Below are 26,073 nucleotides of genomic sequence, written 5' to 3' on the forward strand. Positions count from 1 at the left end.
CTGGGGCTCCTGGCCGGGGACCGGGGCGGGGGCGCCGGTTGCTTCGGGGCCGGCGTGCGCCGGGGGCGGGGCGGTCGGTGCCGACGGCGGCGCGCTCTGGACCGGCGGCGACTGGGGCACGCCTTGACCCGCCGCCGGAGGGACGGAGCCGGGCGCGGCCGCCGCAGGGCCGCCGCCGCTGCCGGTCATGGCGCCACCGCTGCCGGCCGGTGCTCCGGTCCCACGGACCGCGGCACGGGCCGCAGCCGGGCCGCCGCCCGCAGGCAGCGGACCGCCGCCACCCGTCTGGGCCGGAGCGGGAGCGGGAGTGGCTCCCCCATGGCCCTCCGGGCCGGGCGCGTATCCCATGGCGGGCATGCCGGACGGGCCGCCCGCGGAGTAGTTCACGCCGCGCTCGATCCGGTCGAGGCGGGCCATCACGGAGCGCTCGTCGCCGTAGGCGGCGGGGAGCAGGACGCGGGCGCAGATCAGTTCGAGCTGGAGACGGGGCGAGTTGGCGCCGCGCATCTCGGTCAGGCCCTCGTTGACGAGGTCGGCGGCGCGGCTCAGCTCCGCGGGGCCGAAGGTGCCGGCCTGGGCCTGCATGCGCTCGATCACATCGGCGGGGGCGTCGATGAGCCCCTTCTCCGCCGCGTCCGGGACGGCGGCCAGGATCACCAGGTCGCGCAGCCGCTCCAGGAGGTCGGCGACGAAGCGGCGGGGGTCGTTCCCGCCCTCGATCACACGGTCGACGACCTCGAAGGCCGCTGCTCCGTCGCCGGTGGCGAAGGCCTCGACGACGGAGTCGAGGAGGGAGCCCTCGGTGTATCCGAGCAGGGCGGTGGCCATGGTGTACGTCACACCGTCCGCCGCGGCGCCCGCGAGGAGCTGGTCCATGACGGACATCGAGTCACGCACGGACCCACCGCCGGCCCGCACCACGAGCGGGAGCACGCCGTCCTCGACCGGGATCGTCTCCTTCTGGCACACCTGTCCGAGGTACTCCCGGAGGGTGCCGGGGGGGACGAGCCGGAAGGGGTAGTGGTGGGTCCGGGACCGGATCGTCCCGATGACCTTCTCGGGCTCGGTGGTCGCGAAGATGAACTTGAGGTGCTCCGGCGGCTCCTCGACGACCTTCAGCAGCGCGTTGAAGCCGGCCGACGTGACCATGTGGGCCTCGTCGATGATGTAGATCTTGTACCGGCTGCGGGCGGGCCCGAAGAAGGCCTTCTCCCGCAGGTCACGGGCGTCGTCCACGCCACCGTGGGACGCGGCGTCGATCTCGATGACGTCGATGGAGCCGGGGCCGTTGCGCGCGAGGTCCTGACAGGACTGGCACTCACCGCAGGGCGTCGGTGTGGGTCCCTGCTCGCAGTTCAGGCAGCGGGCCAGGATGCGGGCGCTGGTCGTCTTGCCGCAGCCACGCGGCCCGCTGAACAGGTACGCGTGGTTGACCCGGTTGTTCCGCAGCGCCTGCTGCAGCGGGTCGGTGACATGCTCCTGCCCGATGACCTCGGCGAAGGTCTCGGGGCGGTAGCGGCGGTACAGAGCGAGAGACGACACGCATACGAGGTTATAGGCGCCCACTGACATCGGGCCCGGCCCGGGAACGCAGACGCCCCCCACGCACCCGCCAGAGCCGACCTACCCTTGCTGCCTTCCGGCCCTGGGGGAGTTCAGTCAGATAGCGCCGCGTGAGGGGCTGCGCCAAGGTTACCTGATGTCGGGGGCGGTGAACGAGTTCGCGAGCACTCCTCTCGGTCATGTAATGTTCCCAGCGGAGGATTCGCCTAGAGGCCTAGGGCGCACGCTTGGAAAGCGTGTTGGGGGCAACCCCTCACGAGTTCGAATCTCGTATCCTCCGCCAGTGCCTCACCGGGCACGATGTCGAAGGGCCCCACCGTTCGCGGTGGGGCCCTTCGACGTTGTCCGTCTCGGTTTCCGTCTCAGTCGGTTTCCTGGGGCTCCCACAGCGCGTCGCCGACTTGCTGCGCGCCCTTGCGGAGCGTGGTCGACGCCGAGGACCAGGAGCACGGTCGCTGCGGTGTGGCGAGCGTCATGGAGACGGCCGTCCCGCACGCCTGCGTCCCGCAGGAGCCGCTTCCAGACGGGGAAGTCGGTGAACGGTGCCTGTGGGACTCATGCTTGGCCCGCCGGGACGATCTCGTCGACCAGGCCGCGGATGCGCTTTTCGATCTCGTCGCGGATCGGGCGAACCGCTTCCACACCCTGACCGGCCGGGTCGGTGAGTTCCCAGTCGAGGTAGCGCTTGCCGGGGAAGACGGGGCAGGTGTCCCCGCAGCCCATCGTGATGACGACGTCGGACGCCTGGACCGCTTCCACCGTGAGCACCTTGGGCACCTCGGCCGTGATGTCGATGCCCGCCTCAGCCATGGCCTCAACCACGGCGGGGTTGACGGTGTCGGCGGGGGCGGAGCCTGCGGAGCGGACCTGGACGCGGTCGCCCGCGAGATGGGTGAGGAAGGCGGCGGCCATCTGCGAGCGTCCGGCGTTGTGCACGCAGACGAACAGGACGGACGGGATGGTGGTGTCAGACATGGGCTGCGTCTTCCTGAGGTGCGGGGGCGGCGGCTGGGGCAGTGAAGTAGCGGCGCGCGTACAGGGCGACGTACACCAGGCCGATGAGTGCGGGCACTTCGATGAGGGGGCCCACGACGCCGGCGAGTGCCTGGCCGGAGGTGGCTCCGAAGGTCGCGATGGCGACGGCGATGGCCAGCTCGAAGTTGTTGCCCGCAGCGGTGAAGGCCAGCGTTGTGGCGCGCGAGTAGTCCAGACCCACAGCGCGTCCCAGGGCCATGGACCCGGCCCACATGACGGCGAAGTAGACCAGCAACGGCACGGCGATGCGGGCGACGTCCAGCGGCTGTGAGGTGATCGCGTCGCCTTGCAGGGCGAAGAGGATGACGATGGTGAAGAGCAGGCCGTAGAGGGCGAAGGGGGCGATGCGCGGGATGAGCTTGGCTTCGTACCAGGTGCGGCCCTTGGTCTTCTCGCCGATGCGGCGGGTGAGGTAACCGGCCGCGAGCGGGATGCCGAGGAAGATGAGCACGCTGCGGGCGATCTCCCACACCGACACGTTCAGGCCGGTCTGTTCCAGGCCGAGCCAACCGGGCAGGGCGGAGAGGTAGAACCAGCCCAGCGCCGAGAAGGCGATCACCTGGAAGACGGAGTTGAGGGCAACCAGGACAGCGGCGGCTTCGCGGTGTCCGCAGGCCAGGTCGTTCCAGATGATGACCATGGCGATGCAGCGGGCCAGGCCGACGATGATCAGGCCCGTGCGGTAAGCGGGCAGGTCCGGCAGGAACAGCCAGGCCAGGGCGAACATGAGCGCCGGGCCGACGACCCAGTTCAGCAAGAGGGACGGGAGCAACAGGCGGCGATCGCTGGTGACGGTGTCGAGGCGGTCGTAGCGGACCTTGGCCAGCACCGGGTACATCATCACCAGCAGGCCCAGGGCGATCGGCAGGGACACGCCCGTCACCGTCACCTTGGCCAGCGCGTCACCCAGGCCCGGGACCAGGCGCCCCAGGCCGAGCCCCACGGCCATGGCCGCGAGGATCCAGACAGCCAGGTAGCGGTCGACGAAGGACAGGCGTCCCGCCACGTTCCCTTCAGCGGCGGCAGTGCTCACGAGGCGGCCCCGGCAGACGCCGTGCGGTCGGGGAGTGATTCTCCTGCCGGACGGGTCAGGATCGCGGCAAGCCGGTCGGTCATCTCCGGGACCAGCCAGTAGTAGACCCAAGTCCCTCGCCTCTCGCAGTCGATCAGCCCGGCCTGCCGGAGCAGCTTGAGGTGATGGGAGATCGTCGGCTGGGACAAGTCGAACGCCGGGGTCAGGTCACATACACAGACCTCGCCACCCGCACGTGAGGCGATCATCGACAGCAGACGCAGCCGCACTGGATCACCCAAGGCCTTGAACACCTTGGCCAGCTCTACCGCCTGGCCCTCGTCCAGGGGGGTCGTGAGCAGCGCGCCGGGCAGCAACTGCCGGCCGCATCGTCCTGACCCAGCACAACGAATTCTTGATTCGACATTTCTCTATGTTGACATCCTTCGATTCAGAGCGCAATGTTGCATCGACAGACATCAATGCAACCCGTTGGGAGTCGTGCCATGTCTCGCGCTCAGCTCGCCCTTCGCGTCAGCGACCTCGAAGCGTCGATCACCTTCTACTCGAAGCTGTTCGGCACCGAACCGGCCAAGCGTCGCGAGGGGTACGCCAACTTCGCCATCACAGAGCCCCCACTCAAGCTCGTCCTCATCGAGGGCACGCCCGGCGAGGAGACCCGTCTCGACCATCTCGGCGTCGAGGTCGAGTCCACCGACCAGGTCAACGCCGCCACCACCCGGCTCAAGGACGCCGGTCTGGCCACCTTCGAGGAGAACGACACCTCCTGCTGCTACGCCCTCCAGGACAAGGTGTGGGTCCACGGCCCCGGTAAGGAACCCTGGGAGGTCTACGTCGTGAAGGCCGACGCCGACAACCTCGGCAAGAGCACCGACCCCGACGCCGCCGGGGACGCCTGCTGCACCAGCCAGGCGACCGAGGACGCCCCGGCGGTCGCTGGATGTGCATGCGGCCAGTGATGCGAACGGCCTGACCGGCCGGGTGCCGGTCCGTCTCGGTTTCCGTCTCAGTCAGCGACGGTCACCACCGTTCATGTGCGTCCATCCAGCCACCACCGGAGTGGAAGCGTGTTGGGGGCAGCCCCTCACGAGTTCGACGCTGTCCGTCTCCGTTTCCCCTCGGCGACCTCCGCCACGGTGGTGGCGGCATGCCCCCGGAGATGTGGGTGCGGGCATCCAGAAAACGCTTGTGACTGTGGCATGCCCATGCGAAAGATGTGCGCATGTTGCGACCCGTGCGTGCGCTGCTCCCTCTCCTCTTGTTGCCGGTTCTCCTCACTGGGTGCGGCGCGGACGAGAGCGGTGGTGCGGCCGCCGACAGCGCCGATCTTGCCGCCGCCGCGAGCGACTGGGGCGTCGCGCCGGAACTCGTCTACGTCACCGAGGTCTCCGGCTGCACCGTGTCCCAGGAGTCGGTCGGCACGTACAACGGCGAGTTCGCTGCGGCGTATCTGTCCGAAAAGGCCGGCAGCAGGTTCGGCCTCTTCGTGGGGCGTGGCACGATGACGGCGGAGAGCTGCCCCAAGCAGCCGTTGGGCGAGGTGTCGAAGAAGCAGGTCTCCTGTGAGCGCGACGGCGACGCCTGGTACCGCAAGGCCGGTGACAGCCACGCATACGCGGTGCCCGACGACGGCGTGCTGGTTCACCTGATCGCTGATGTGGACAAGGTCGACCGTGCCGTGCTGCGCAAGGCGGCCGAGGCGGCCCACCGCCCGGACGACGCCGAATCGGCCGCACTCCTGCCGACCACCGAAGGCGCGGGCACCTGATCGACAGGAACGGGATCGGCAGGAACATGCTTGAACGCCCCGGCGATTGACGCCGACCGCCAGGGCCGCGCCAGGTGACGTGGAGCGGACACGGCTCGCCGGCCCGAGCCACGACGCCCCCTGACCAGGGAGAAACAAGGGGGCCGAGTGGCTCCGTCCGGGTTGGATCCGCCGAACGCTCACGCCTTTTTCGCGGTGGACCGTTTCGTGCTCCTGCCTCGTCCCGCAGGGGTGGGGGTGTTCTTCCGCTTGGGCGTTTCGGTGCCGGTCCCGGTCCGTGGGGGCGTGGCCCGCCGAGGGGCGGTCTTCCACTTCAGTTCGATCTCCAGCTCGATCTCGCCGCCGCCGATCTCGATCTCCAGCTCACTCTGGAGGTCGTCGGGGATCCGGAGGCCCAGCGTCCCGGGGCCGAGGTCCAGCTCGGCGTCCCCGCCCTCCCTGAGGGCGTCCGCGAGGGCCGTGAGCTGGTCGGCGGCCTCGTGGCGTGACAGGGAACGCTTCTGCTCGAACGTGAGGTCCTTCATGGGGTCCTCCAGAGGAAAAGGGTGGACAAACCCGTCTTGGCGGGATGCGCGGACCCGTGGGTCAGCCACCCGCCTCCGGACCCCAGTGCTCGGGCCCCACCCCGCGCCAGTCGATCCACGGCACCTCCGCCACGTCCGCCGGGTCGATCTCCAGTCCGGCGCGGCGGAGGAATTCGGCGACGTCGACGACGTTGTGGGCGAGGCCGAGGATCTCGCCGTCCACGCGGACGCGCCGGCCGCCCGAGGGCGACGGCGGATGCACGATCACACGAATCGGTCCGGACATGCCTTCAGGATCGTCCGGGACGTACGGTCCCGCAGGCCGGCGCGTCATCGAGGGAGCCGCTCGCTGACGCCCCCGGCCCTCCGCCCCAGCTCCCGCAGCTCCCACCAGGCCGCGGGACTCGGCCGTCGCTGCTGCCAGTAGGGGTGGAAGAACGCCTGCGCCGACAGCCGGTACAGGCGCCGGCGCAGCTCGGTGCGGCCGGGCCGATCGGCGAGCTGCCGGTAGGTGGCACTCCACTCGCGTTGCGCCCGGACGAGGTCGTCGGGAAACGTTCGCATGGCCGAATTCAATCATGTGTTCGATTTTTCGAGCCAGTGCAACGCTCCTCCGAGGTCTCGGTTCGGGCACCGGACGTGGACAGCCGCAGCGCAACAGGCCCGAGTAGGCGCATACTGAGGCCAATGACTAAGCCTGCTGCTCACAAGCGTCACTTGCCTACCAGCCCCTTCAAGGCTCCGGTCGCCCCCGCTCCCAAGTACTTCGCCGTGGGTGACCAGGTCACGCACGACATGTACGGGCTCGGCCGGGTCATCGGCATCGAGGACGGGATCGCCGCGCTCGTCGACTTCGGTTCGGCGCAGATGCGGATCCTGAGCCCCTACGCCAAGATGACCAAGCTGTAGGACCTCCGTGCCCGGTCGGGGCACCCCTGGCCCGGCCTCGGGCCAGTAACCGAAAAGAGACCTCTCATCGAACCGACTTCGCTGTTCTCCGCCGTGGAAGGGCAGCCGAGCCTTTCCAGCGCGGCGTCGCCGCCCCCGGCGACCAATCCCTTCCAGGCCCCCGACTTCGGGGAGGACGAAACCTTCCCTCTCGTCGAGGACCTGCCGGAGCAGCCCGCCGCGACCAGGCGTCCGGCGCGCCGCAGGGCCGCCTAACTCCCCTCTACGGCCCGGTCAGGCCTCGCCGTCCGGTCCGGTCCCGCGGTCCGACGCCGGCCAGACGTACGGCAAGTCGTCCGGCACGCCGGGGAAGAGCGACGCGTAGGTCGTCGGGTCCTTGCGGACCAGGGCCGAGCGGTGGCTCTCGTGGAAGGGGTCGTCGCCCAGCCAGGGCGGGAGTTCACCCTCGTCGGCGAGCTGCGGCTGGTCGCGGATCGGGGCATGGGGCCGGGCCGCCGCCAGATCGGCCACGAGCGTCGCCGCGCACGTGTCCTGGTGGCCCTGTTCGCGCCAGACGCGGCAGATCTCCAGGCCGTAGCGGACCAGCGCCTCCTCGTAGCCGAGCCACATCTTCACGGCCGGGTGGCGGCGCCAGCCGTAGCCGGGGACGACCAGGCCGCGCAGGACCTGTAGGGCCTCGACGCGTTGCTTGCCGAGCCGACGGCGGTCGAGGGACAGGGCCGTCGTGCGGAAGTCCGGGTAGGGCAGAAAGGTCTGCATGCGGTCGCCGGTGCTCCTTACCGTGCGCCGGTGCGCGTGCCGCGCCGCCGGCCGAGGGCGAGGGCCAGGCCGATCATGGCGATGCCCAGGACGAAGTGGAGCCAGTCGTCCGCGGTGTTCAGCGGGACGAAGTTGGCGTCGCTGTCGTGGCCCACGGACAGGCCGTACACCCACAGCACCAGGTAGACGGCGCCGCCGACCAGCAGGTACGAGTACGCCCCGGCGGCCGTGCCGGCGAGGATCAGCCCGGCGAGTCCGTACGCCAGGTGCACCAGGTTGTGCAGGATCGAGACCTGGAACAGGCCGAACAGTTCGGCGCCCGACTCGTGGGAGGCGAACTCCAGCGAGCCGTAGTCGGTGGTGATGCCCGGGATGAAGCCCAGCACGCCGACCACCAGGAAGACGAGGCCGAGCAGCATGGCGGCCTGCTGGACGGGGGCGCGGGCGGCCCGGTGGGACATGGGTGTGGTCATGGCCGGTGGCTCCTCACGCGGGGGACAGGGTCTGTTCCGCCCAGATGGTCTTGCCCGTGGCGCTCTGACGGGTGCCCCAGCGCTCGGTCAGCTGGGCGACGAGGAGCAGGCCGCGGCCGCCCTCGTCGAAGGTGCGGGCGCGCCGCAGGTGGGGAGCGGTGCTGCCGCCGTCGGACACTTCGCAGATCAGGGTCTTGTCGTGGATCAGGCGGAGCTGAACCGGCGGCTGGGCGTGCCGGATGGCGTTGGTGACGAGCTCGCTGACGACCAGCTCCGTGACGAACACGGCGTCGGAGAGCCCCCACCGCTCCAGTTGCGCCACCACGTCCTTACGGGTCTGCGCGACCGCGGACGGGTAGGACGGCACCGCCCAGGTGGCGACCTGCCGCGCGTCGAGCGCATGGGTACGGGCGATGAGCAGCGCCACGTCGTCGGCCGGGCGCTGCGGCAGCAGATCGGCGAGGACCGTGTCGCACAAGGCGTCCAGCGAGCCCGCCGGGCGGGCCAGGGCCTCCCGCAGCCGGTGGACGCCGGTGTCGAGGTCCCGGTCGGGGGTCTCGATCAGACCGTTGGTGTAGAGGGCGAGCAGGCTGCCCTCGGGGAGGACGACCTCGGTGGACTCGTACGGCAGGCCGCCCACGCCGAGCGGGGGCGTCGCCGGGAGCCCGACGAGGTCGACGGTGCCGCCGGGGCCGACCACGGCCGGCACGGGATGCCCGGCCCCGGCGAAGCAGCAGTGCCGCGTCACCGGGTCGTAGACGGCGTAGAGGCACGTGGCCCCGACGTCGCCCGAGACCCCCGTGAAGGCCGCCGCCTCCTCGCCGTCGCTCTCCTCCTCCTGGTTCAGACGGGCGACCAGGTCGTCGAGGTGGGTCAGCAGCTCGTCGCACGGCAGGTCGATGTCGGCCAGCGTGCGGACCGCCGTACGCAGCCGCCCCATGGTCGCCGACGCGACCAGGCCGTGGCCGACCACGTCTCCGACGACCAGCGCCACCCGCGCCCCCGAGAGGGGGATGACGTCGAACCAGTCCCCGCCGACACCGGCGTGCCCGCCCGCCGGGAGGTAGCGGGAGGCGACCTCGACGGCCGCCTGCCGCGGCAGCCGCTGCGGCAGCAGGCTGCGCTGGAGCGTGACCGCCGTGGCGCGCTCGCGGGTGTAGCGGCGGGCGTTGTCGATGCTGACCGCGGCCCGGGCGGCCAGTTCTCCGGCCAGCACCAGGTCGTCCTGCTGGAACGCCTCCTGATTGCGGTGCCGGACGAAGAAGGCGACGCCCAGGGTGCTGCCGCGGGCGACCAGCGGCACGGCCATCACGGAGTGGATGCCGAACGCCCGGACCCGGGCGGCGCGGGCCGGATCGCGGGCCAGCCAGGCGGTGAACGCCGTGTCGGTGGTTTCGTACAGGGTGGGCCGTCCGGTGCGCAGGCTCTCGAAGGGCATCGAGCCCGCCGGGTAGGAGTCCACCGCGCCGGCCGCCACGACGGCCTCCGGTGCGCCCGGCGTCACCGACTGAAGCGCTGCCCGGCGCAGCAGCAGCGGCCCGTCCGCCGGAACCGGCTGCGCGGGCGGCTCGCGTGTGTCGTCCAGCACGGCCAGCAGATCGACGCTGGCGAAGTCGGCCAGGACCGGGACGGTCACGTCCGCCAGCTCCTGGGCCGTGCGCGTCACGTCGAGCGTGCCGCCGATGCGCCGGCCGGCCTCGGCGATCAGCTGGAGCCGCTTGCGGGCCCAGAACTGCTCCGTCATGTCGTGCGCGGACAAGCAGACGCCCCGGATGGTGCCCTCGTGGTCGCGCAGCGCGGACATGAAGACCGACCAGGCGTGCTCATGGCCTTCGCCGGGCGCGCGCAGGTAGTTCTCCTCGTACGCCGGCTCGCCGGTGCGCAGGACCCGGGCCATGGTGCGTTCCGCCCGCAGACCGGCGTCGTCGTCGACGATCTCGCAGACGCGCAGGCCGCGCATCTCCTCTTCGGTGAGCGCCGTGGCGCGCTCCATCTCGGCGTTGGCCCGGCGCAGTCTCAGCCGGGTGTCGTAGATCGCCTGGGCGCAGCACGGGGACTGGGCGAAACTCCAGCTCACGAGGGCTTCGTCGAGGCCGTCCGGGGGCTGCCGACCGGTCAGGGCGGAGACGACGAGCCAGGCGGGGGCGTCGGCGCCGGGTGGTCTGTGGTGGGCGACGATCCCGACCGTCAGCTGCCGGCCGTCGCGGTGCCGGAGGGCGACGTCGCCGTTCCAGCGGGGCAGCCCGGCGAGCGTGGGCAGACCGCCCCGCACCGGGATCGGCTCGGCCAGCAGATCCGCGGCACGGCGGCCGGTCAGCTGCCCGGCCGAGTACCCGAGGAGCCGCTCGGCGCCCGCGTTCCAGCCGGTCACCACGCCGTGCTCGTCGAGGGCGACACGCGCCGTGAGGGCTCCGCCGACGAGGGCGTCGAGGGCTTCGGGTTCTTCGCCGGACGGCCGGGTGGCCCGGCCGACGGTGGCGGGCTGCTCCATGATCGGTCATCTCACTCTCGGGGGAATCGGCCATAACCCCTGATATGCGTAGATATCACCTGCTTACCCCGATCGGGTCGGCTCTCACCGTGAGGACCACGCCCGGAAACGGAGCCTGCCGCCGCCCGGCCCGGGTAACCGCTCCCCCATGGGTCAGATCCTGGTGGGCACGTGTTCCTGGACCGACCGGGCACTGGTCGGCAGCGGTTGGTATCCCCCGGGCCGACGGGACGCCGAGGGGCGGTTACGGCACTACGCCGAGCGGTTCGGTGTCGTCGAGGTCGACGCCTCGTACTACGCGCTGCCGGGCGAGCGGAACAGCCGGCTGTGGGCCGAGCGGACGCCGGACGGGTTCGTGTTCGACGTGAAGGCGTTCTCGCTGCTCACAGGGCATCCCACCCGGGACGCGGTGATGCCGGACGGGCTGCGGGCGGAGCACCGGGACCCGGCGGTGCTGGATCAGGTGTGGGCCCGGTTCACGGCCGGCATCGAGCCGCTGCGGGAGGCCGGGCGGCTCGGGAGCGTGCTGTTCCAGTTCCCGCCGTGGTTCCGGCCCGGGCAGCGGGCGGAGGTGTTCCTGCGGGAATGCGCCGAGCGGACCGGAGGCTGGCCGATCGCCGTCGAGTTCCGCCACCCCTCCTGGTGGAAGCCGGGGCAGGCCGAGGCGACGTGCGCGCTGCTCTCCCGGCACGGCATGGCCGCGGTGGCCGTCGACATGACGCAGCGGCTCGCCTCCTCCGTCCCGCCGGTCACGCCCGTCACCTCGCCCCGGCTGTCCGTCGTCCGCTTCCACGGCCGCAACACTGCCTGGGGCACCGGCAGCAAGGAGGACCGGTTCCGCCACGTGTACGGCGAGGACGAACTCGCCGAGTGGCTGCCCCGGGTGCGCCGGCTGGCCGAGCGGACCGAGCAGGTCCACGTCCTGTTCAACAACTGCTGCGGCGACGCCGCCGTCAGCGCCGCCGAGACGATGGCACGGCTCCTCGACGAGGACCGGCCGGCGGACGACGCCCCGCCGACGGCGGCGCGGTTGCCTAGGGCTCGACCCGCACCCGGCGTTCCACCGACACCTGGTCCAGGTCCGACACCCGCACGGTCGTCTTCATCGTCCAGTCCCCGGCGAGCGGCAGGTTGACGGAGTTGGTGCTCCAGTAGCCGCCCCGGTCAACGAGTTCGGCGTCGATCGGGCCGACCTCGCGGGAGGGCAGGGTGAAGGTGATGCGGACCTCGGGGACCGCCACCAGGCCCGTGTCGGAGCCGTAGACGACGGCCTGCATTCCGTTCTCGCCAACGCGGGCCGGGTCCAGGGTGATCAGTACCTTTCCGCTTCCGGTCACGGAATCCGTGCCCGTGTCGAAGGGCACGGTGATCTCTGTCGTGGGCGGCAGCGCGCCCACCGGGGCCTGCTGGGCCGCCTCGGCCTCGGCCCGGCTCGGAAGGGTTCCCGTGAGCACGGTCGTGATCAGCAGCACCACGGCGGCGACGGCGACTTCGACCAGGACGGAGCGGCGCAGGCGGCGCCGGACGCCCGGGTCGCCGGACCCGGCTGTCGGCTGCACCGGGCCGTCGGGCGACTCCGGCTCCCCGGGCGTCTGTCCGGGGCCGGGTGCCCCGGATTCCGCGGCGGCTTCACGGCCCCCGGACGGCCCGCCGACCGGCTGCGGGACCGGTGCCGGCACGGCCGCCCGGGCCGCGGCGGCCGGCGCCGCGATCCGCGCCGTCCAGCGCCGCGAGTAGCCGGCGACCAGCAACAGCACGGCCACCCCGGCCAGTTTGGCGAGCAGCAGACGGCCGTACGACGTGCCGGTCAGCGCGGGGAGGGAGCCGAGGCCGCGCCAGGACTGGTAGAGGCCTGTGACGGCCAGGACGGTCACCGAGGTGAAAGCGATCCGCGAGAAGCGGGGCACGACCTCCACCAGGTCGTCGCCGGGCGAGCGGCGCAGGGTCAGCAGCAGCGCCACGAGGCCGCCCAGCCACACGCCGGTCGCCAGCAGGTGCACCACGGACGACGTCATCGCCGCCGGCACCTGGATCCCGGCGGAGGCGTGCTCGGCCGCCGCCCAGGTCAGGGCCAGCGCCGCGGCCAGGGCCGTGCCGATCGCCAGGGCGACGGGCCGCTTCACGGTGTCGCGGCGCCTGGACAGCCCGATCAGGAACGCGGCCGTCAGCAGGAGGACGAGCAGCCGGGCGAGCAGGGCGAGGCCCGGGCGGCCGGTCAGGGTGCGGCCGAGGGCGGAGCCGTCGAAGGCCGCGGCCGGGCCCGTGCCCGCCTCGTAGGGGGCGCGCAGCAGGAGCAGGACGGCCGTCGATCCCAGCAGCGTCCACCAGGCCGCCACCAGCGGCCGGCGCAGCGGGGCGGTGTGCGCGGGACGGCACAGCAGCGCGAACGCCGCCGTGCCGACGAGCAGCGCGGCGGCGAGGTAGGCGAGGTAGCGGGCGGCGTCGTAGAGGCCGCGGGTGAGCGGGTCCTCGGCCGGGCCCATGTCGATCTGGCCGGTGGTCGCGGACCGTTTCCCCACGGAGAAGCTGAAGGCACCGGAGACGGGGTGGCTGTCGGCGGAGACGACCCGCCAGGCCACGGTGTAGGTGCCCTCGGCGAGCTTGCCGGGCAGGCCGACCCGGGCCGTGTCGGAGCGGCCGTCCGCGTGCGTGGCCTCGCCGGTGTGGACCCGGCGCTGGTCGGGGCCGAACACCCGGAAGGAGTCGTCGAGCAGGCCCACGGACTCGGTGAAGGTCAGGGTGATGTGGCGGGGGGCCTGCCGGACGAGGGACCCGTCGTCCGGGTCGGTGCCGCGCAGGGCGGCGTGGGCGGAGGCGGGGGCTGCTCCGGCGAGGAGCAGGACCAGCACGGTGCCCAGCAGCACCAGGGCTCGGAAACGCCGGGGCTGTCCGGCATGGCGATCCTCGTTCCGCCGTTGGTCCACGTGGTTCTCCGGGGTCGGGCTGGACGGCTCCGGTTATGTACGGACGGGATCCGTGTAGCGCTCAACGGGATGGCGGCCGAGGGGCAGGCCGGGACAGTCGCGCGATCCGGGCCGCCTCCGCCGGATAACGTGCGGTCAGCTCCGCCGCGTCCCCGTGGTCGTAGCCCGCGAAGGTGAAGCCCGGGGCCATCGTGCAGCCGAAGAGGGTCCAAGAGCCGCCCGCTGCCACCCTGCCGCCCATCCACGTGCCCGCCGGAACCGTGAACTGCACGTGCTGGCCCCCCAGGACATCCGGTCCGAGCACCGCCGTTCGCGCGGTGCCGTCCGGGGCGAGCAGGAGGAGCTCCAGGGGGTCGCCCCGGTAGAAGTGCCAGATCTCGTCGGTCGGCAGGCGGTGGAGGGCGGAGAAGTCGTCCGCCGTCAGGAGCGCGACGATCGCCGTGCCCTCCGGCCTGCCGTCGGGGCGTTCGGGCCCGGCCCAGGTCTGGCGGAAGAGGCCGCCCTCGCTCGGGATGGGCTCCAGGCCGTAGTGGGCGATGAGGTCCTCGGGGGTCACCCGGGGAACATTAGCTCCCGGTCGAGGAACGCGAGCTGTGCCTTCTTCTCCGGCAGGTACACGTCCGGCAGGTCGATCTCCGGCAGGACCACCACCGGGCCCGGAGCGAAGCCGAGTCCGAGGAAACGGGTGACCGCCTTCTCGTTGCGCACGTCCGGGTCGACCACGACCCGCCGGCGGTCCAGCCCGAGCAGGACGTACGCGGCGATGACCGCGACCAGCCGGGCGGTCCAGCCGGGCTGTCCGCCGCCCGGCCCCGCGGGGGCGAGCAGCAGGTGGACGCCGATGTCGCCGGGGCGGACGTCGTAGCACTCGCTGACCCGGTCGGCCTCCGGCTCGTAGGTCTGCAGGAGCGCGACCGGCTCGCCGTCCCGGACGACGAGGTGGGCGTGGTGGGTGTCGAGCGTGGCCATGTGGGCGTAGACGGCGGCGACCTGTTCTTCGGTCAGCTCGGTCATGCCCCAGAAGGCGGCCCGCTCCTCGCCGACCCAGCGGTGGATCACGGCGGCGTCGGCCCCGGGGTCGAGCGGCAGGACGCGGACGGTGCCGAAGCCGTCGACCACCTGTTCGTGGACGGGCGTGCGGGAGGCGTAGGGGTCAGACATCGCGTTCCTTCTTCATCTGGGTCCAGTCGGTGACGACCGGGACGAGGTCTCCGGCGAGCCACAGGGGGAGCTGGTCGCGGTGGTGGGGCGAGCCGGGGACGCCCGAGGCACCGAGCGGGACGACCCAGCGGCTGTCCTCGCGCCGGGCCAGGTCCCAGACGTACCGGGCGGCCGGGCCGCGGGCTGCGCGGTCGGTGAGGCCGGGCACGCCCGAGGTGCACAGCACGCAGTCGTGGTCGCCGGACAGCCCCGGTTCGTCGTACGGCTGCTCCGGCTCCAGCGCACGCCAGGGGGCGAGGCGGTGGGTGTCGCCCCAGACACCGGCCGGCGGGCGCAGGGCCACTTCCTCGATCGCCGCGCGGACGGCCGCCGGGCGGTCGACGCCGAACAGTTCCCCGGCCCGCAGCAGGTGTTCGAGGGCGAAGCCGACCCGGGGGACGAGGGCCAGCCAGGGCTGGAAGACCTCCGGGTACACCGGTGGTGTGGTGAGCGCGGCGAACGCGGGGTGCGCCGCGAGATGCCGTACGACCGCTGCGCGCACGGCCGCGTACAGGGCGGCGTCGGCGCTGCCTGCGTCCATGCGGCGGTCCCAGCCGAGGAGCCGGTCCCGGAGGACGGCGGCCTCGGGGGTGAGGTCGTCGAGGGCGGCGAGGCGGTCCAGGAGGGGGGCCGCGGACGCCAGATGGGTGTCCATGTGGATCGCGGGCATGCCGGCGGCGGACCAGCGCTCCTTGCCGGCGAGCAGCGCGGTGATGCGGTCGGCGCGGTGCGGCGGGGCGAACTCGACGCCGAGGGGTGCGGCCGGGCCGCGCTGGTTGGCCATGACGGCGACGCCGTCGGTGAGCCCGGCGCGCGGTGCCGGGTGCCAGCCCCGCCACTCGTGTCCTGGCTCCCAGGCGGGCACCACCCGCAGGGAGTTCCTCCCGGCGCGCAGCGGCACCCGCCCGGCGACGCGGTGCAGGACGCCGCCCTCGGTGTCGGCGGCCTGGACGACGTTGACCGGCTCGGCCCACTGGTCGAAGGCCCGGTCCACGTCGGCGACCCGGCGGGCCCGCAGCAGCGGCAGCAGGGCGGCGAAGCCGAGGTCGCCGGTGACGCGGGGCGGGTAGCGCAGGCTGATCGCCACGGGCAGGCCGGAGGGGTCGGCCGGGTCGCCGTCCAGGCCCTCGGGGCCGCCGATGATCACCGGGCCGCGGCCGGTCTCGATCACCTCGACCTCGACCGGGTCCTCGCCCGCCACCTCGACGGTCTCGGTGTGCCGGGCCACCCGGCGCCAGCTGCCGTCCGGGTCGAGGGCCTCCACCCCGGCGCCGGTGCGCCGCAGCCGCTCGCGGTAGAGGTCCTGGTAGTCGGACATGGCGTTGGTGATGGCCCAGGCGACCGTGCCGGTGTGCCCGAAGTGGGCGATGCCGGGGACACCCGGGACGGCCAGGCCCACGACGTCGAACTCCGGGCAGGACAGGTGGATCTGCTGGTAGACGCCCGGGTCCTCGATCCAGCGGTGGGGGTCCCCGGCGATGACCGCCCGCCCGGTGACGGTCCGCTCGCCGGAGACCAGCCAGCCGTTGCTGCCGGAGGTGCCGGGGCCGTCGGCGGCGAAGAGACCGATGGCGTCCGTGCCCAGGTGGGCGGCGACCTGCTCGCGCCAGAGCTTGGCGGGGAACCCGGCGAAGAGGATGTGGGTGGCGAGCCAGACGCCGAGCGGGGTCCAGGGCTCCCAGTGGCCGGGGGTGAGGCCGGTGCGGGCGAACTCGGGGGCGGTGCTGCCGGCCAGACCCTCGTTGACCCCGTCGACGTATGCGCGCACCCACCGCGCCGTTTCGGGGTCCCGTCTCTCCAGGTCCGCGAAGCAGCGTCTGGCGGTGTCGTCGAGCCGGGCCCGTCTGGCGAACCGGTCCCAGGCCAGGGCGCCTCCGCCGAGGAACGACGCGGAGGTGCCCTGCGCCCGGTGGCGCTCGACCTCCAGCTGCCAGGCCCGGTCGCGGGCGGTGACGAGGCCCTGGGCGTGGGCGAGTCCGGCCGCGCTGCCCGCGCGCAGATGCGGAATGCCCCAGGCATCACGGTAGATCTCGGTGGTCACGCCGGGTCTCCTCTTTCCTTCAGGTCGAATGTTCTTTAGGTTAGGCTTGCCTAAGTCACAGCTGTGGCCGGAATCGTACGCGAAGGGGCGGAAAAGCGATGGGGCAGGGGCGGGGTTGGGAGGGCGCGGTCCTCAGACTGCTGCGCGGCAAGGACTTCGAGTTCACGGTGACGGACGTCGAGGAGGTCACCCCGGACTACCGGCGGCTGCGCTTCACCGACGGCGGTCTGCTCGCCGCGACCGGAGTGCACCCCACCATGTGGGTACGGCTGTGGTTCGACAACGCGGGCAAGCCGCACCAGCGGGCCTACACCCTGGTCGACCCGGACGCCGAGGCCGGCACCTTCCAGCTGGAGTTCGCCCTGCACGAGGGGTGCGCCAGTGACTGGGCCCGGGCGGCGAAGCCCGGCGACACCATCGAGGCGACCGTCCAGGGCACCGGCTTCGAACACCCGAGCCCCGCGCCCTCGCACGTCTTCGCCGTCGGCGACCCGGCCTCGCTCCCGGCCATCAACTCCCTCCTGGACGCCTTGGGCTCCGCCCCGGCCACCGTCTGGTTCGAGGGCGGCGACGACGACCTGCCGTTCCGCACCGACCCGGACCGGCACGAGCTGCGCAAGGTGCCGCGCCAGGACTCCGGCGCGCACCTCGTCGACCGGGTGAAGGCGGACCTGCCCGGCCTGCTCGGGAAGACGGCCGACCCGTACGTCTGGATCGCCTGCGACACGGCGACGACCCGGGCCCTCGGGGCGTACGTCCGCAAGGAACTGGGCCTGCCCAAGCAGCGGGTGCACGCGCTGGGGTACTGGCGGGCGACCTGAGCGGCGGCCGGGCCCGCGCCGGGGGATGATCGGGGCATGGACGTCACCCTTCACCTCGCCCAGGATCCCGAGGCCGACGCGCTGCTCGGCCGCAGCCCGCTCGCCGCGCTGGTCGGCATGCTGCTGGACCAGCAGGTCCCGATGGAGTGGGCGTTCAAGGGCCCGGCGACGATCGCCCAGCGGCTCGGCGGCGACGACCTGGACGCGCACGAGATCGCCGCGCACGAGCCGGAGGCCTTCGCCGCGCTGCTCTCCCGGAAACCGGCGGTGCACCGCTACCCGGGCTCCATGGCCAAGCGGATCCAGCAGCTGTGCCAGTACCTCGTCGAGCACTACGACGGTGACGCCGAGGCCGTCTGGAAGGACGTCGCCACCGGCAAGGACCTGCTGAAGCGGCTCGCGGAACTGCCCGGCTTCGGCAAGCAGAAGGCCCAGATCTTCCTCGCCCTCCTCGGCAAGCAGCTCGGGGTGCGGCCCACGGGCTGGCGAGAGGCCGCGGGCTCCTACGGCGAGCCGGACTCGTTCCGCTCGGTCGCCGACATCACCGGCCCCGAATCACTGGTCAAGGTACGGGCCCACAAGCAGGAGATGAAGGCAGCGGCCAAGGCGTCCAGGAGCACCGGAAAGTAGCGGCCGCGCACGCCTCCGGCGGGTGGCCGCGGACACCGGCCGGCCCGCGCGCGCCTCCGGCGGTGGACGCGAGCACCAACCGGCCGGACCGCGAAAGGGCCTCCGGAAGGTGACCCCGAACACCGGCCGACCGCACCACGAAGGGCCGCCGACGGCGGAGCGTGCCGATGCGGGCATCCGCCTTCCCGGCTCGCCCGCCGAGGACCCGGGCAAGCGCCGAGGACCGGGCAAGCGGCGAGCACGCGGCCGCACCTGAGCCGACTCCCGGGCACCGGGCGTCCGGCCACGAGCGCGGACCACAGGCTCGCCCGGAACCACCGGCAAGCAGCGAGCACGGGAGACGCCGGCGCAGTCCCGAACCGGAACGCGACGCGGCCGGGTGCGGGGCATGGCTCCTGCCCCCGACGTACCGGCAAGCAGGGCACCGAGTCCTGGCCCCACCGGGCATCCCCGAGCAGCGGCAAGCACCCGGGCACGCACCCCGGGCCCCGGCGCGCCGGCGTCATTCGGCCGGCCCGGCTCAGGTGGCGGCTGCCTGCGGTGCGATCCCAGCATGAACCATGAGCGAGCCACCCGACGGCTCCCCCTGGGGCCCGGAGCACGACGCCTCCGACATACGACGCCCCGCGCCCTCGGCCCGGGTCCTCGCCGGCCTGGGCCGAGCGGGCGGATCTCCCGGTCTGCGGGATGAGCCGGGCGTACGGCGGGGGGAATGACGTCCCGTGAGCCACGAACCGCAGCCGGAAACCCGCCGCCCCCGCCGGCACATCTGGCTGCGCGTGCTCGTCCTGCTGCTCGCCCTGCTCGTGCCGGGCGCCCACGCCGAGGCGGTGACGGGCCCGACAGCGACCGTCTCCGGGGAGAGCACCACCGTCGAGTGCGACTTCCTCGACACCGCCCTGCGCCCACCGGCCCGGGCCGTGCGCCGCACCGCCGCTCCGCCGGCCTCCGCGCCGGTCCCCGGGCCCGCCCACACCGCACGGCTCCCCCTGCCCGTACCGGCGGACCCGCCGTACGACTCCCGTCCCCTGCGTTCCGAGGTCCTGCGCTGCTGACAGGACCGGCCCGGCCCCGGTCCGTCCGTCCCGCACGGAACCAGAACGACGAGGAACGACGAGGAACCCAGCCATGCTCCAAGACCCGTACGCGGTCATGCGCGCCCTCCTGCGCGCGGAAGCCGCCCGCAGCGCCCCCAAGCCCCGCCCGGACACCCGGAAGCCGCCGCAGCCGCCGAAGGGACCGGGACAGGGGCAGGGAAGAGACCGCGGCTGACGCACGCGCACGGCGGAGGCACCACGCCTCCGCCGTCCCCACGACCGGGCCGACGGCCTGAGGACGCCGCTCCCGGCCACCCGCTCCCCCGCGGCCCCTTTCGGGGGAATCAGGCGCACGGTCGGCGCAGGCGCGTCCGGGTTCTTCGCGGAGCCGGAGCGACACGGGTGAGCCGGTGCGGCCCCAAGGACTTCCCAACGGGCCCACCCGACCCGCGCGCCCGGCGGCCCGGGATGGAGAGCAGGACCGGAGAAGGCGATGGTCGCGGACCGGCATATTCACGTACCTGTTCCCGGTTCGTACCGCGTTGTATTGATTTTTTCGGCGTCGCACTCGCTCGCCATGGCTGCGCCCGGAAGGTCTTGACCGGTAGGCTTTCCGTGTGATCTTCAAGCGCATCGGAAACGGCCGGCCGTACCCCGACCACGGCCGGGAAAGCACCCGGCAGTGGGCGGACGTCGCGCCGCGCCCGGTCCGCCTCGATCAGCTCGTGACGACCAAGGGTCAGCTCGATCTGGAAACACTGCTCGCCGAGGACTCCACGTTCTACGGCGACCTCTTCGCGCACGTCGTGAAGTGGCAGGGCGACCTGTACCTGGAGGACGGTCTGCACCGCGCGGTGCGGGCGGCACTCCAGCAGCGCCAGGTGCTGCACGCACGCGTGCTCGAACTGGACTGATCCCCGCCGGTCGCGGGTTGGCCCTTTCGGGTTCCGCTGGGCGACGTCGAATGATCATCTAGTAGGCATCGTCGCCCGGGCGCACTACGCTGCGCTCATGAGCATGCTGACTCCCCCCGGCATGGGCGGCAAGTACCGCATCAAGGGCAACAAGTACCCCCGGATGCGCCGGCCCCGGCGGCGCGGCAGGCTCGTCGTCCTGACCGTCGCGTCCGTCGTCGTCCTCGGCGTGGGCGGCTGGGGCACGCTGCAGCTCATCGACGTCTTCACCGGCGGTGGCAGAAAGGCTTCGGCGGCCGGCGACGGGACGGACTGCGGCACCACGACCAAGGCGAGCCCCTCGCCCAGCGCCAAGCCCGTGCCCCAGCCGCGCACGATCACCGTCAACGTGCTCAACGCCACCACCCGCGCGGGCCTGGCGAAGAAGACCGCCGACGAGCTCAAGAAGCGCGGCTTCAAGATCGGCGACGTGGGCAACGCGCCCCAGCAGTACGACAAGAAGGTCAAGGGCACCGGTCTGCTGCTCGGCCCCGCCGCCGCGCTCGACACCGCACTGCCCGTGCTCGGCACCCAGCTCCCGGGCGCCGAACGGCGTACCGAGGCGGCCCGCAAGGGCGCCGCCGTCGACCTCGTCATCGGGGACGGCTTCAAGGAGCTGGCGAAAAAGCCGGACGCCGACCGGGCGCTGACCGAGCTGGCCACGCCCGAGCCGGCGCCCACGACGAAGAAGGGTTGCTGAGGGACCCGTCCGGCCTACTCGGCGGCCCCGTACATCCGGTCCCCCGCGTCTCCGAGGCCCGGGACGATGTAGCCGTGCTCGTTCAGGTGCTCGTCGACCGAGGCGGTCACGACCGTCACCGGCGTGCCCGCGAGCTCGCGCTCCATGATCTCGACGCCCTCCGGGGCGGCCAGCAGCACCACGGCGGTCACGTCGTCGGCGCCGCGCCGGATCAGCTCCTGGATCGCCGCGACCAGCGTGCCGCCGGTGGCGAGCATCGGGTCGAGCACGTACACCTGACGCCCCGACAGGTCCTCCGGCATCCGCGTCGCGTACGTGGAGGCCTGGAGCGTCTCCTCGTTGCGGATCATGCCGAGGAAGCCCACCTCGGCGGTCGGCAGCAGCCGGACCATGCCGTCCAGCATGCCGAGCCCGGCCCGCAGGATCGGCACCACCAGCGGGCGCGGGTGGGACAGCTTGACGCCCGTGGTCCGCGCGACCGGCGTCTGGATGTCGACCTGTTCGGTGCGCACGTCACGCGTGGCCTCGTAGGCGAGCAGGGTGACCAGCTCGTCGGCGAGACGGCGGAAGGTCGCGGAGTCGGTGCGCTGGTCGCGCAGCGTGGTGAGCTTGTGGGCGACCAGAGGGTGGTCGACGACGTGGAGACGCATGTCCACAACATTAACCGGGTGGGGTACTCCGGACCGCACGGCAAGCCCGCCGTGCGGCGGTCACCGGGTCGCCGGCGTCAAACGGCCCGTCCGGGGGAAGGCGGAAGGGACGGAATAGGGGTGGTGAATCTGATGCCGGACCGGAAACTCCGAGACGATCCGTTGCCGCGCATGTGGCCGGGGACGGGCCTGACGCCCGACCGGACGGACGGGACCGACGAGTCCGACGCCGAGCGCCGCCGGCGTCGCGCCCGGTTCCTGCGTGATCTGGCGGAGGCCCGGGCGCTGCGCGACCGCGTCCAGCCGCGCCGCGCCAAGACGGCCCGGCTGCGGCACGCCATGCGCATGCGCACCTTCCGCTGGTAGGAAACGGGTGGGAAAACCCCCGGCAAAGATCACGAACCGCGCGGAGATTGTCGCGGGTGACCGTGCGTGGAGCGGGGCAAAGCCGCGTACGATCCGCAGGTGGCAGCAACGGGCGTGCAAAGAGAACTGCCCAACACAGGGAGCCGAAGACGTCCCCTGAACGCCTTGTTTCTGCCACGATTCCGAGTGGGTGGGGCTCGGACGAGCACTCCCCGCCCGTAACCTCCGCCGGGGGGACCCCCAACCGGCACGCCTCAGACCAGTGGGAGAGTCACGGTGTACTTCGCCGCACTGCTCGCGCGCACCGAAGACGGGTGGGAAGCGAGCGACACAGAGCTCGACGATGTGGAGACCCTGTCGGATCTGGCCGACCTGGCCCGTGAAGCCTCCCCCGACGAGGACACGGTGCTCGTGCTCATCGAGCAGGAGGACGCCTGGTTCGGCGTCGTCCGCGTGGACGGCGAGGAGGACCCTCGCATCTACGTCTCGGACGCCGCCGCCGCTGCCCGCAGCAGCTACGGCGAGATCCTGCTCACCGACGAGCTGCTGGGACGCGATCCGGACGACGGGGACGACCTCGACGCCCTCGACCTCGACGGCACCGAGGACGGTGAATCCGACGAGGACGACGGTGACGCCGAGGACGGCGCCGGGGCCGCCGGCTCCGCCGAGTCCGTGCCGCACGGCCCGGTCGGCGACGCCCTGATCCTGGACGACCTCGGCGTGAGCGAGAAGGAACTGCGCCTGATGTCGACGGACGCCGTCACCGAGATCGCCGAGTCCCTGGGCGCCTCGGAGACCCTGGAGACCGTCCGCTGACCGGTCGTGCCACCGCGGGGCCGCCGGATCCGGTCCGCGACCCCTGGCGTCCCGCGATGCGGCTCGCCCTGGACGAGGCCGCGGAGGCCGTCCGGGGCGGGGACGTCCCCGTCGGCGCCGTCGTCCTGGCCCCGGACGGCGCGACCGTGCTCGCGGCCGGGCACAACGAACGCGAGGCCGGCGGTGATCCGACGGCCCACGCGGAGCTCCTCGCCCTGCGGCGGGCCGCGGCCGCCCTCGGCGCCTGGCGGCTCGCCGGCTGCACCCTCGTGGTCACGCTGGAACCCTGCACCATGTGCGCGGGCGCGATCCAGCAGTCCCGCGTGGACCGGCTCGTCTACGGCGCCCGCGACGAGAAGGCCGGCGCCGCCGGCTCGCTCTGGGACCTCCTCCGCGACCGGCGGCTCAACCACCGGCCCGAGGTGATCGAGGGCGTGCTCGCCGAAGAGTGCGCCGGGCTGCTCACGGCGTTCTTCCGGGGCCGCTGAATACCGATTTCAAAGCATGCGGCTCCTTGCTGTAAGGTCTCCCTCGGTAGCGTGTCCGAGCGGCCGAAGGAGCTCGCCTCGAAAGCGAGTGTGGCGCAAGTCACCGAGGGTTCAAATCCCTCCGCTACCGCTGGAGAAGGGCCCCGTCGTCAGACGGGGCCCTTCGTGCGTTCGGCCTCTTCGTGTGCTCGGCCCTTCGTGCGATCATGTGCGCTGCATGGGACGCCAGTGACAGGGGAGGCCGCGATGGCGGTGAACGCGAAGAAGGTCGCCGTCTACGCCCTCGTGGTCTTCGCGTTGTACGTGATCATCACGGACCCGAGGACGGCGGCCGACTACGTCCTTATAGGGTTCCAGGGCATATCGGACGCCGCCGGGGCCCTCGGCGACTTCGCCACCTGGGTCGCCAAGGGAGGAAAGTGATGATCCGCCATCTGGTGCTCTTCAGGCTCAACGAGGGCGTCGAGCGCGACGACGCCCGGGTCGTGAAAGGCGTCGAGGCCTTCCGCGCACTGGAGGGCACGATCCCCGGGATCCGCTTCTGGGAGCTCGGCTGGAACGTCAGCGACCGCCCCATCGCCTACGACTTCGCCATCAACTCCGCCTTCGACGACGCGGACGCGCTGCGGCGATACGTGGAGCACCCGGACCACCAGGCCGGCGTCGCGCTGTGGCGGGAGTTCGCCACGTGGGTGATCGCGGACTACGAGTTCTGACGCCCGGCCGGCCCGGCCCCTTCGAGCCCCCTGTCAGTGCGACAGGGGGCTTTTGTGTGACGTGAGTTCATTTATGCGCGATTCACCCCTCAACACGTAGTTATGGGGTGCTTGCACACAGTGCACATGTCTTGTGATGCTATGACCGCTTTTGATGGAAGAGTTGAACGATGAGTTGACGATGACGAGGTGGAGTTGACCGTGCTGGCCAGTACCGCGCCTCAGGCACCCACCTCGGAAACCCCGGACACCGCGGAGACCGCCCCGCCCGCTCCCCAGCGGAGCCGTGGGGCCGACACCCGCGCTCTCACCCAGGTCCTCTTCGCACAGCTCAAGGAACTCCAGCCGGGCACCCCGGAGCACGACCGCGTACGCGGGGCACTCATCGAGGCCAATCTCCCGCTCGTGCGCTACGCGGCCGCCCGGTTCCGCTCCCGCAACGAGCCGATGGAGGACGTCGTCCAGGTCGGCACCATCGGGCTCATCAACGCCATCGACCGCTTCGACCCGGACCGGGGCGTGCAGTTCCCTACGTTCGCGATGCCGACGGTCGTCGGCGAGATCAAGCGGTACTTCCGCGACAACGTCCGCACGGTCCACGTGCCGCGTCGGCTGCACGAGCTGTGGGTGCAGGTCAACAGCGCGACGGAGGACCTGACGACCTCCTTCGGGCGCACCCCGACGACCTCGGAGATCGCCGCGCGGCTGCGCATCACCGAGGACGAGGTGCTGTCCTGCATCGAGGCCGGACGGTCGTACCACGCGACCTCCCTGGAGGCCGCACAGGAGGGTGACGGGCTGCCGGGCCTGCTGGACCGGCTCGGTTACGAGGACCCCGCGCTGGACGGCGTGGAGCACCGGGATCTCGTACGGCACCTGCTCGTTCAGCTGCCCGAGCGGGAGCAGCGGATCCTGCTGCTGCGGTACTACAGCAATCTCACGCAGTCCCAGATCTCCGCCGAGCTCGGCGTCTCGCAGATGCACGTGTCGCGGCTACTCGCGCGTAGCTTCCAGAGGTTGCGGTCTGCGAACCGCATTGACGCGTAACCGCAAACGCGAGCGAGAGGTCACCGCGAGGAGGGAATCGCTCATCAGGGCGGTTGCCGACAGTTGAGAGCCGAAAAGCCGTCAGACCCCTTGTTTGCAGGGCGTATTCGCGTCTCAGATGTCGACATGTCACTACAGCGTGTTGCCGACATGTGACATTCTGCGGGAAGCGCGTTTGCCAGAGCTCCGGCTCCGGTATTCAGGTGAAGGCTGCGTCCCTCAAGCGGGGGCGTTCGCCGCGACCGTCCCGCGACCCAAAGGGGGTGGCATGTCCGCAGAACAGGGCAGCTCGAAGGTGCTCACGCTCGCGGAGAGCGAGACAGCTCCCCATGCTCTCGACTCACTCGGCCCCATCGATGACGTACCGGCCCTCCCGGCCGAGCCCGTCCCGGTCCTTCCGGCTGCGGGCGCCATCGACACCCGCACCCTGTCCCGCTCCCTGTTCCTGCGGCTGGCCGCGCTCGACGAGGACAGCCCCGAGCGTGCGTACGTCCGTGACACGCTCATCGAGCTCAACCTCCCGCTCGTGCGGTACGCCGCCGCGCGGTTCCGGTCCCGCAACGAGCCGATGGAGGACATCGTCCAGGTCGGCACGATCGGGCTGATCAAGGCGATCGACCGGTTCGACTGCGAACGGGGCGTCGAATTCCCGACGTTCGCGATGCCGACGGTGGTCGGGGAGATCAAGCGGTTCTTCCGGGACACCTCGTGGTCGGTGCGGGTGCCGCGCAGACTGCAGGAGCTGCGGCTCGCTCTGACCAAGGCCAGTGACGAGCTCTCGCAGAAGCTGGACCGCTCGCCGACGGTCACCGAACTCGCCGCCGTGCTGGGCGTGTCCGAGGAGGACGTCGTCGACGGGCTGGCGGTGGGGAACGCCTACACGGCGTCCTCACTGGACTCGCCGGCACCGGAGGACGACGGCGGCGAGGGGTCGCTGGCGGACCGGCTGGGCTACGAGGACACCGCGCTGGAGGGTGTGGAGTACCGGGAGTCCCTGAAGCCGCTGCTGGCGAAGCTGCCGCCCCGTGAGCGGCGGATCATCATGCTGCGGTTCTTCGCGAACATGACGCAGTCGCAGATCGGCGAGGAGGTCGGCATCTCGCAGATGCACGTCTCCCGGCTGCTG

30 protein-coding genes, 2 tRNA genes, 1 other RNA gene and 2 pseudogenes are annotated in these 26,073 nt (G+C 72.0%); 18 read left to right on the top strand and 17 right to left on the bottom strand.

Translation table 11 applies throughout. From position 1 onward, the window contains the following. Both GTY56_RS20235 and ffs read right to left on the bottom strand, forming a co-directional pair. The coding region (locus tag GTY56_RS20235) for a DNA polymerase III subunit gamma and tau (RefSeq protein ID WP_161366767.1) at window positions 1-1,542 on the bottom strand (1,542 nt) is incomplete at its 3' end. A 48-nt stretch (window positions 1,543-1,590) separates the two neighbouring features. Beyond that, window positions 1,591-1,685: signal recognition particle sRNA small type (gene ffs, locus GTY56_RS20240), an RNA gene on the bottom strand. 73 nt (window positions 1,686-1,758) lie between these two features. On the opposite strand from ffs, the gene GTY56_RS20245 reads away from it, so the two are divergent. Further along, a tRNA-Ser gene (locus tag GTY56_RS20245) sits at window positions 1,759-1,846 on the top strand. Window positions 1,847-1,851: 5 nt separating this feature from the next. Here GTY56_RS20245 and GTY56_RS41595 read toward each other — a convergent pair. The 4 genes and pseudogenes from GTY56_RS41595 to GTY56_RS20260 form a co-directional block, all read right to left on the bottom strand. Beyond that, window positions 1,852-2,115 (bottom strand): annotated as a pseudogene (locus GTY56_RS41595) (site-specific integrase); the annotation flags it as partial. Window positions 2,116-2,118: 3 nt separating this feature from the next. Beyond that, complete coding sequence (locus GTY56_RS20250) at window positions 2,119-2,538, bottom strand: arsenate reductase ArsC (RefSeq protein WP_161366768.1); 420 nt, start codon at window positions 2,536-2,538, stop codon at window positions 2,119-2,121. Further along, a complete protein-coding gene (arsB, locus tag GTY56_RS20255) occupies window positions 2,531-3,604 on the bottom strand; it encodes an ACR3 family arsenite efflux transporter (RefSeq protein WP_161366769.1) in 1,074 nt (357 codons plus the stop codon). The genes GTY56_RS20250 and arsB overlap by 8 nt, the downstream gene beginning before the upstream one ends. Window positions 3,605-3,627: 23 nt before the next feature. Next, window positions 3,628-4,037 (bottom strand): annotated as a pseudogene (locus GTY56_RS20260) (ArsR/SmtB family transcription factor). Window positions 4,038-4,116: 79 nt separating this feature from the next. On the opposite strand from GTY56_RS20260, the gene GTY56_RS20265 reads away from it, so the two are divergent. Together GTY56_RS20265 and GTY56_RS20270 are read left to right on the top strand one after the other, a co-directional pair. Then, the gene (locus tag GTY56_RS20265; protein ID WP_161366770.1) at window positions 4,117-4,590 is read left to right on the top strand and encodes an ArsI/CadI family heavy metal resistance metalloenzyme; all 474 of its coding nucleotides are present in this window, start codon (window positions 4,117-4,119) and stop codon (window positions 4,588-4,590) included. A 263-nt stretch (window positions 4,591-4,853) separates the two neighbouring features. Further along, entirely contained in the window at window positions 4,854-5,399 is a 546-nt protein-coding gene (locus GTY56_RS20270; protein ID WP_161366771.1) for a hypothetical protein, read from the top strand. Between the two features lie 179 nt (window positions 5,400-5,578). Here GTY56_RS20270 and GTY56_RS20275 read toward each other — a convergent pair whose 3' ends face one another. From GTY56_RS20275 to GTY56_RS20285, 3 genes are all read right to left on the bottom strand, one after another. Beyond that, window positions 5,579-5,923 (bottom strand): amphi-Trp domain-containing protein, encoded by a 345-nt coding sequence (locus GTY56_RS20275; protein ID WP_161366772.1) that lies wholly within the window; start codon window positions 5,921-5,923, stop codon window positions 5,579-5,581. 61 nt (window positions 5,924-5,984) lie between these two features. Further along, entirely contained in the window at window positions 5,985-6,209 is a 225-nt protein-coding gene (locus tag GTY56_RS20280) for a hypothetical protein (RefSeq protein ID WP_107456597.1), read from the bottom strand. A 44-nt stretch (window positions 6,210-6,253) separates the two neighbouring features. Continuing rightward, window positions 6,254-6,487 carry a DUF8825 domain-containing protein gene (locus GTY56_RS20285; protein WP_161366773.1) on the bottom strand — a complete coding sequence of 78 codons (234 nt, stop codon included), beginning with the start codon at window positions 6,485-6,487 and terminating at the stop codon, window positions 6,254-6,256. A gap of 123 nt (window positions 6,488-6,610) precedes the next feature. Here GTY56_RS20285 and GTY56_RS20290 point away from each other — a divergent pair, with 123 nt between their 5' ends. Beyond that, on the top strand, window positions 6,611-6,832 hold the full coding sequence (locus tag GTY56_RS20290; RefSeq protein WP_033309764.1) for a hypothetical protein: 222 nt from the start codon (window positions 6,611-6,613) through the stop codon (window positions 6,830-6,832). A 273-nt stretch (window positions 6,833-7,105) separates the two neighbouring features. Here the strand turns inward: GTY56_RS20290 and GTY56_RS20295 are convergent, their stop codons facing one another. The 3 genes from GTY56_RS20295 to GTY56_RS20305 are packed head-to-tail and all read right to left on the bottom strand — an operon-like array spanning window position 7,106 to window position 10,555. Beyond that, window positions 7,106-7,591 carry an MSMEG_6728 family protein gene (locus GTY56_RS20295; RefSeq protein ID WP_161366774.1) on the bottom strand — a complete coding sequence of 162 codons (486 nt, stop codon included), beginning with the start codon at window positions 7,589-7,591 and terminating at the stop codon, window positions 7,106-7,108. Window positions 7,592-7,608: 17 nt separating this feature from the next. Further along, window positions 7,609-8,064: a DUF4383 domain-containing protein gene (locus GTY56_RS20300; protein ID WP_161366775.1), complete on the bottom strand. Its 456-nt coding sequence runs from the start codon at window positions 8,062-8,064 to the stop codon at window positions 7,609-7,611. 13 nt (window positions 8,065-8,077) lie between these two features. Continuing rightward, window positions 8,078-10,555 carry a SpoIIE family protein phosphatase gene (locus tag GTY56_RS20305; RefSeq protein ID WP_161366776.1) on the bottom strand — a complete coding sequence of 826 codons (2,478 nt, stop codon included), beginning with the start codon at window positions 10,553-10,555 and terminating at the stop codon, window positions 8,078-8,080. A gap of 148 nt (window positions 10,556-10,703) precedes the next feature. Here GTY56_RS20305 and GTY56_RS20310 point away from each other — a divergent pair, with 148 nt between their 5' ends. After that, a complete protein-coding gene (locus GTY56_RS20310; protein ID WP_161366777.1) occupies window positions 10,704-11,690 on the top strand; it encodes a DUF72 domain-containing protein in 987 nt (328 codons plus the stop codon). Here GTY56_RS20310 and GTY56_RS20315 read toward each other — a convergent pair. The 4 genes from GTY56_RS20315 to GTY56_RS20330 form a co-directional block, all read right to left on the bottom strand. Further along, window positions 11,590-13,419, bottom strand: a complete 1,830-nt coding sequence (locus GTY56_RS20315; RefSeq protein WP_161366788.1) for a copper resistance protein CopC — start codon at window positions 13,417-13,419, stop codon at window positions 11,590-11,592. The genes GTY56_RS20310 and GTY56_RS20315 overlap by 101 nt on opposite strands. 121 nt (window positions 13,420-13,540) lie before the next feature. After that, complete coding sequence (locus tag GTY56_RS20320) at window positions 13,541-14,035, bottom strand: cupin domain-containing protein (protein WP_161366778.1); 495 nt, start codon at window positions 14,033-14,035, stop codon at window positions 13,541-13,543. Beyond that, window positions 14,032-14,640 (bottom strand): GNAT family N-acetyltransferase, encoded by a 609-nt coding sequence (locus tag GTY56_RS20325; RefSeq protein WP_161366779.1) that lies wholly within the window; start codon window positions 14,638-14,640, stop codon window positions 14,032-14,034. Before GTY56_RS20325 ends, GTY56_RS20320 begins: the two co-directional genes overlap by 4 nt. Beyond that, window positions 14,633-16,720: a penicillin acylase family protein gene (locus GTY56_RS20330; RefSeq protein ID WP_161366780.1), complete on the bottom strand. Its 2,088-nt coding sequence runs from the start codon at window positions 16,718-16,720 to the stop codon at window positions 14,633-14,635. The genes GTY56_RS20325 and GTY56_RS20330 overlap by 8 nt, the downstream gene beginning before the upstream one ends. Before the next feature lie 98 nt (window positions 16,721-16,818). On the opposite strand from GTY56_RS20330, the gene GTY56_RS20335 reads away from it, so the two are divergent. From GTY56_RS20335 to GTY56_RS20355, 5 genes are all read left to right on the top strand, one after another. Then, window positions 16,819-17,541 carry a siderophore-interacting protein gene (locus tag GTY56_RS20335; protein ID WP_161366781.1) on the top strand — a complete coding sequence of 241 codons (723 nt, stop codon included), beginning with the start codon at window positions 16,819-16,821 and terminating at the stop codon, window positions 17,539-17,541. Window positions 17,542-17,577: 36 nt separating this feature from the next. Then, window positions 17,578-18,171 (top strand): HhH-GPD-type base excision DNA repair protein, encoded by a 594-nt coding sequence (locus tag GTY56_RS20340; protein WP_161366782.1) that lies wholly within the window; start codon window positions 17,578-17,580, stop codon window positions 18,169-18,171. Between the two features lie 722 nt (window positions 18,172-18,893). Continuing rightward, on the top strand, window positions 18,894-19,226 hold the full coding sequence (locus GTY56_RS20345) for a hypothetical protein (RefSeq protein ID WP_346345525.1): 333 nt from the start codon (window positions 18,894-18,896) through the stop codon (window positions 19,224-19,226). Window positions 19,227-19,825: 599 nt separating this feature from the next. Then, entirely contained in the window at window positions 19,826-20,122 is a 297-nt protein-coding gene (locus GTY56_RS20350) for a type II toxin-antitoxin system VapB family antitoxin (RefSeq protein ID WP_003999914.1), read from the top strand. 121 nt (window positions 20,123-20,243) lie between these two features. Next, complete coding sequence (locus GTY56_RS20355) at window positions 20,244-20,861, top strand: LytR C-terminal domain-containing protein (RefSeq protein WP_161366790.1); 618 nt, start codon at window positions 20,244-20,246, stop codon at window positions 20,859-20,861. Window positions 20,862-20,875: 14 nt separating this feature from the next. Here GTY56_RS20355 and upp read toward each other — a convergent pair whose 3' ends face one another. Further along, entirely contained in the window at window positions 20,876-21,511 is a 636-nt protein-coding gene (gene upp / locus GTY56_RS20360; RefSeq protein WP_062927788.1) for a uracil phosphoribosyltransferase, read from the bottom strand. A gap of 132 nt (window positions 21,512-21,643) precedes the next feature. Between upp and GTY56_RS20365 the strand changes: the two genes are divergently transcribed. The 8 genes from GTY56_RS20365 to GTY56_RS20395 all read left to right on the top strand — a co-directional run. Beyond that, window positions 21,644-21,877 carry a hypothetical protein gene (locus GTY56_RS20365; protein WP_161366783.1) on the top strand — a complete coding sequence of 78 codons (234 nt, stop codon included), beginning with the start codon at window positions 21,644-21,646 and terminating at the stop codon, window positions 21,875-21,877. Window positions 21,878-22,153: 276 nt separating this feature from the next. Then, window positions 22,154-22,696: a tRNA adenosine deaminase-associated protein gene (locus GTY56_RS20370; protein ID WP_161366784.1), complete on the top strand. Its 543-nt coding sequence runs from the start codon at window positions 22,154-22,156 to the stop codon at window positions 22,694-22,696. 56 nt (window positions 22,697-22,752) lie between these two features. Further along, a complete protein-coding gene (gene tadA, locus GTY56_RS20375) occupies window positions 22,753-23,184 on the top strand; it encodes a tRNA adenosine(34) deaminase TadA (protein WP_161366785.1) in 432 nt (143 codons plus the stop codon). A 45-nt stretch (window positions 23,185-23,229) separates the two neighbouring features. Next, window positions 23,230-23,314 (top strand) — tRNA-Ser (locus GTY56_RS20380). 116 nt (window positions 23,315-23,430) lie between these two features. Further along, the gene (locus GTY56_RS40000) at window positions 23,431-23,607 is read left to right on the top strand and encodes a hypothetical protein (protein WP_202510481.1); all 177 of its coding nucleotides are present in this window, start codon (window positions 23,431-23,433) and stop codon (window positions 23,605-23,607) included. Further along, entirely contained in the window at window positions 23,607-23,900 is a 294-nt protein-coding gene (locus tag GTY56_RS20385; RefSeq protein WP_107456581.1) for a Dabb family protein, read from the top strand. Before GTY56_RS40000 ends, GTY56_RS20385 begins: the two co-directional genes overlap by 1 nt. 189 nt (window positions 23,901-24,089) lie before the next feature. After that, the gene (locus tag GTY56_RS20390; protein WP_161366786.1) at window positions 24,090-24,947 is read left to right on the top strand and encodes a SigB/SigF/SigG family RNA polymerase sigma factor; all 858 of its coding nucleotides are present in this window, start codon (window positions 24,090-24,092) and stop codon (window positions 24,945-24,947) included. Between the two features lie 268 nt (window positions 24,948-25,215). Beyond that, window positions 25,216-26,073 (top strand): RNA polymerase sigma factor SigF (locus tag GTY56_RS20395; RefSeq protein WP_161366787.1); only part of this gene is annotated, 858 nt, incomplete at its 3' end.

It is taken from the genome of Streptomyces sp. SID5643, assembly GCF_009872555.1.
In the GTDB taxonomy this organism is placed as follows: Bacteria; Actinomycetota; Actinomycetes; order Streptomycetales; family Streptomycetaceae; genus Streptomyces; species Streptomyces iakyrus.

Bases quoted from the DNA above. Each gene is read 5' to 3' on its own strand.
- GTY56_RS20250 (WP_161366768.1), bottom strand. From the start codon at position 2,538: ATGTCTGACACCACCATCCCGTCCGTCCTGTTCGTCTGCGTGCACAAC.
- GTY56_RS20265 (WP_161366770.1), top strand. From the start codon at position 4,117: ATGTCTCGCGCTCAGCTCGCCCTTCGCGTCAGCGACCTCGAAGCGTCG.
- GTY56_RS20270 (WP_161366771.1), top strand. From the start codon at position 4,854: ATGTTGCGACCCGTGCGTGCGCTGCTCCCTCTCCTCTTGTTGCCGGTT.
- GTY56_RS20275 (WP_161366772.1), bottom strand. From the start codon at position 5,923: ATGAAGGACCTCACGTTCGAGCAGAAGCGTTCCCTGTCACGCCACGAG.
- GTY56_RS20280 (WP_107456597.1), bottom strand. From the start codon at position 6,209: ATGTCCGGACCGATTCGTGTGATCGTGCATCCGCCGTCGCCCTCGGGC.
- GTY56_RS20285 (WP_161366773.1), bottom strand. From the start codon at position 6,487: ATGCGAACGTTTCCCGACGACCTCGTCCGGGCGCAACGCGAGTGGAGT.
- GTY56_RS20290 (WP_033309764.1), top strand. From the start codon at position 6,611: ATGACTAAGCCTGCTGCTCACAAGCGTCACTTGCCTACCAGCCCCTTC.
- GTY56_RS20295 (WP_161366774.1), bottom strand. From the start codon at position 7,591: ATGCAGACCTTTCTGCCCTACCCGGACTTCCGCACGACGGCCCTGTCC.
- GTY56_RS20300 (WP_161366775.1), bottom strand. From the start codon at position 8,064: ATGACCACACCCATGTCCCACCGGGCCGCCCGCGCCCCCGTCCAGCAG.
- GTY56_RS20305 (WP_161366776.1), bottom strand. From the start codon at position 10,555: ATGGAGCAGCCCGCCACCGTCGGCCGGGCCACCCGGCCGTCCGGCGAA.
- GTY56_RS20310 (WP_161366777.1), top strand. From the start codon at position 10,704: ATGGGTCAGATCCTGGTGGGCACGTGTTCCTGGACCGACCGGGCACTG.
- GTY56_RS20325 (WP_161366779.1), bottom strand. From the start codon at position 14,640: ATGTCTGACCCCTACGCCTCCCGCACGCCCGTCCACGAACAGGTGGTC.
- GTY56_RS20335 (WP_161366781.1), top strand. From the start codon at position 16,819: ATGGGGCAGGGGCGGGGTTGGGAGGGCGCGGTCCTCAGACTGCTGCGC.
- GTY56_RS20340 (WP_161366782.1), top strand. From the start codon at position 17,578: ATGGACGTCACCCTTCACCTCGCCCAGGATCCCGAGGCCGACGCGCTG.
- GTY56_RS20355 (WP_161366790.1), top strand. From the start codon at position 20,244: ATGGGCGGCAAGTACCGCATCAAGGGCAACAAGTACCCCCGGATGCGC.
- upp (WP_062927788.1), bottom strand. From the start codon at position 21,511: ATGCGTCTCCACGTCGTCGACCACCCTCTGGTCGCCCACAAGCTCACC.
- GTY56_RS20365 (WP_161366783.1), top strand. From the start codon at position 21,644: ATGCCGGACCGGAAACTCCGAGACGATCCGTTGCCGCGCATGTGGCCG.
- tadA (WP_161366785.1), top strand. From the start codon at position 22,753: ATGCGGCTCGCCCTGGACGAGGCCGCGGAGGCCGTCCGGGGCGGGGAC.
- GTY56_RS40000 (WP_202510481.1), top strand. From the start codon at position 23,431: ATGGCGGTGAACGCGAAGAAGGTCGCCGTCTACGCCCTCGTGGTCTTC.
- GTY56_RS20385 (WP_107456581.1), top strand. From the start codon at position 23,607: ATGATCCGCCATCTGGTGCTCTTCAGGCTCAACGAGGGCGTCGAGCGC.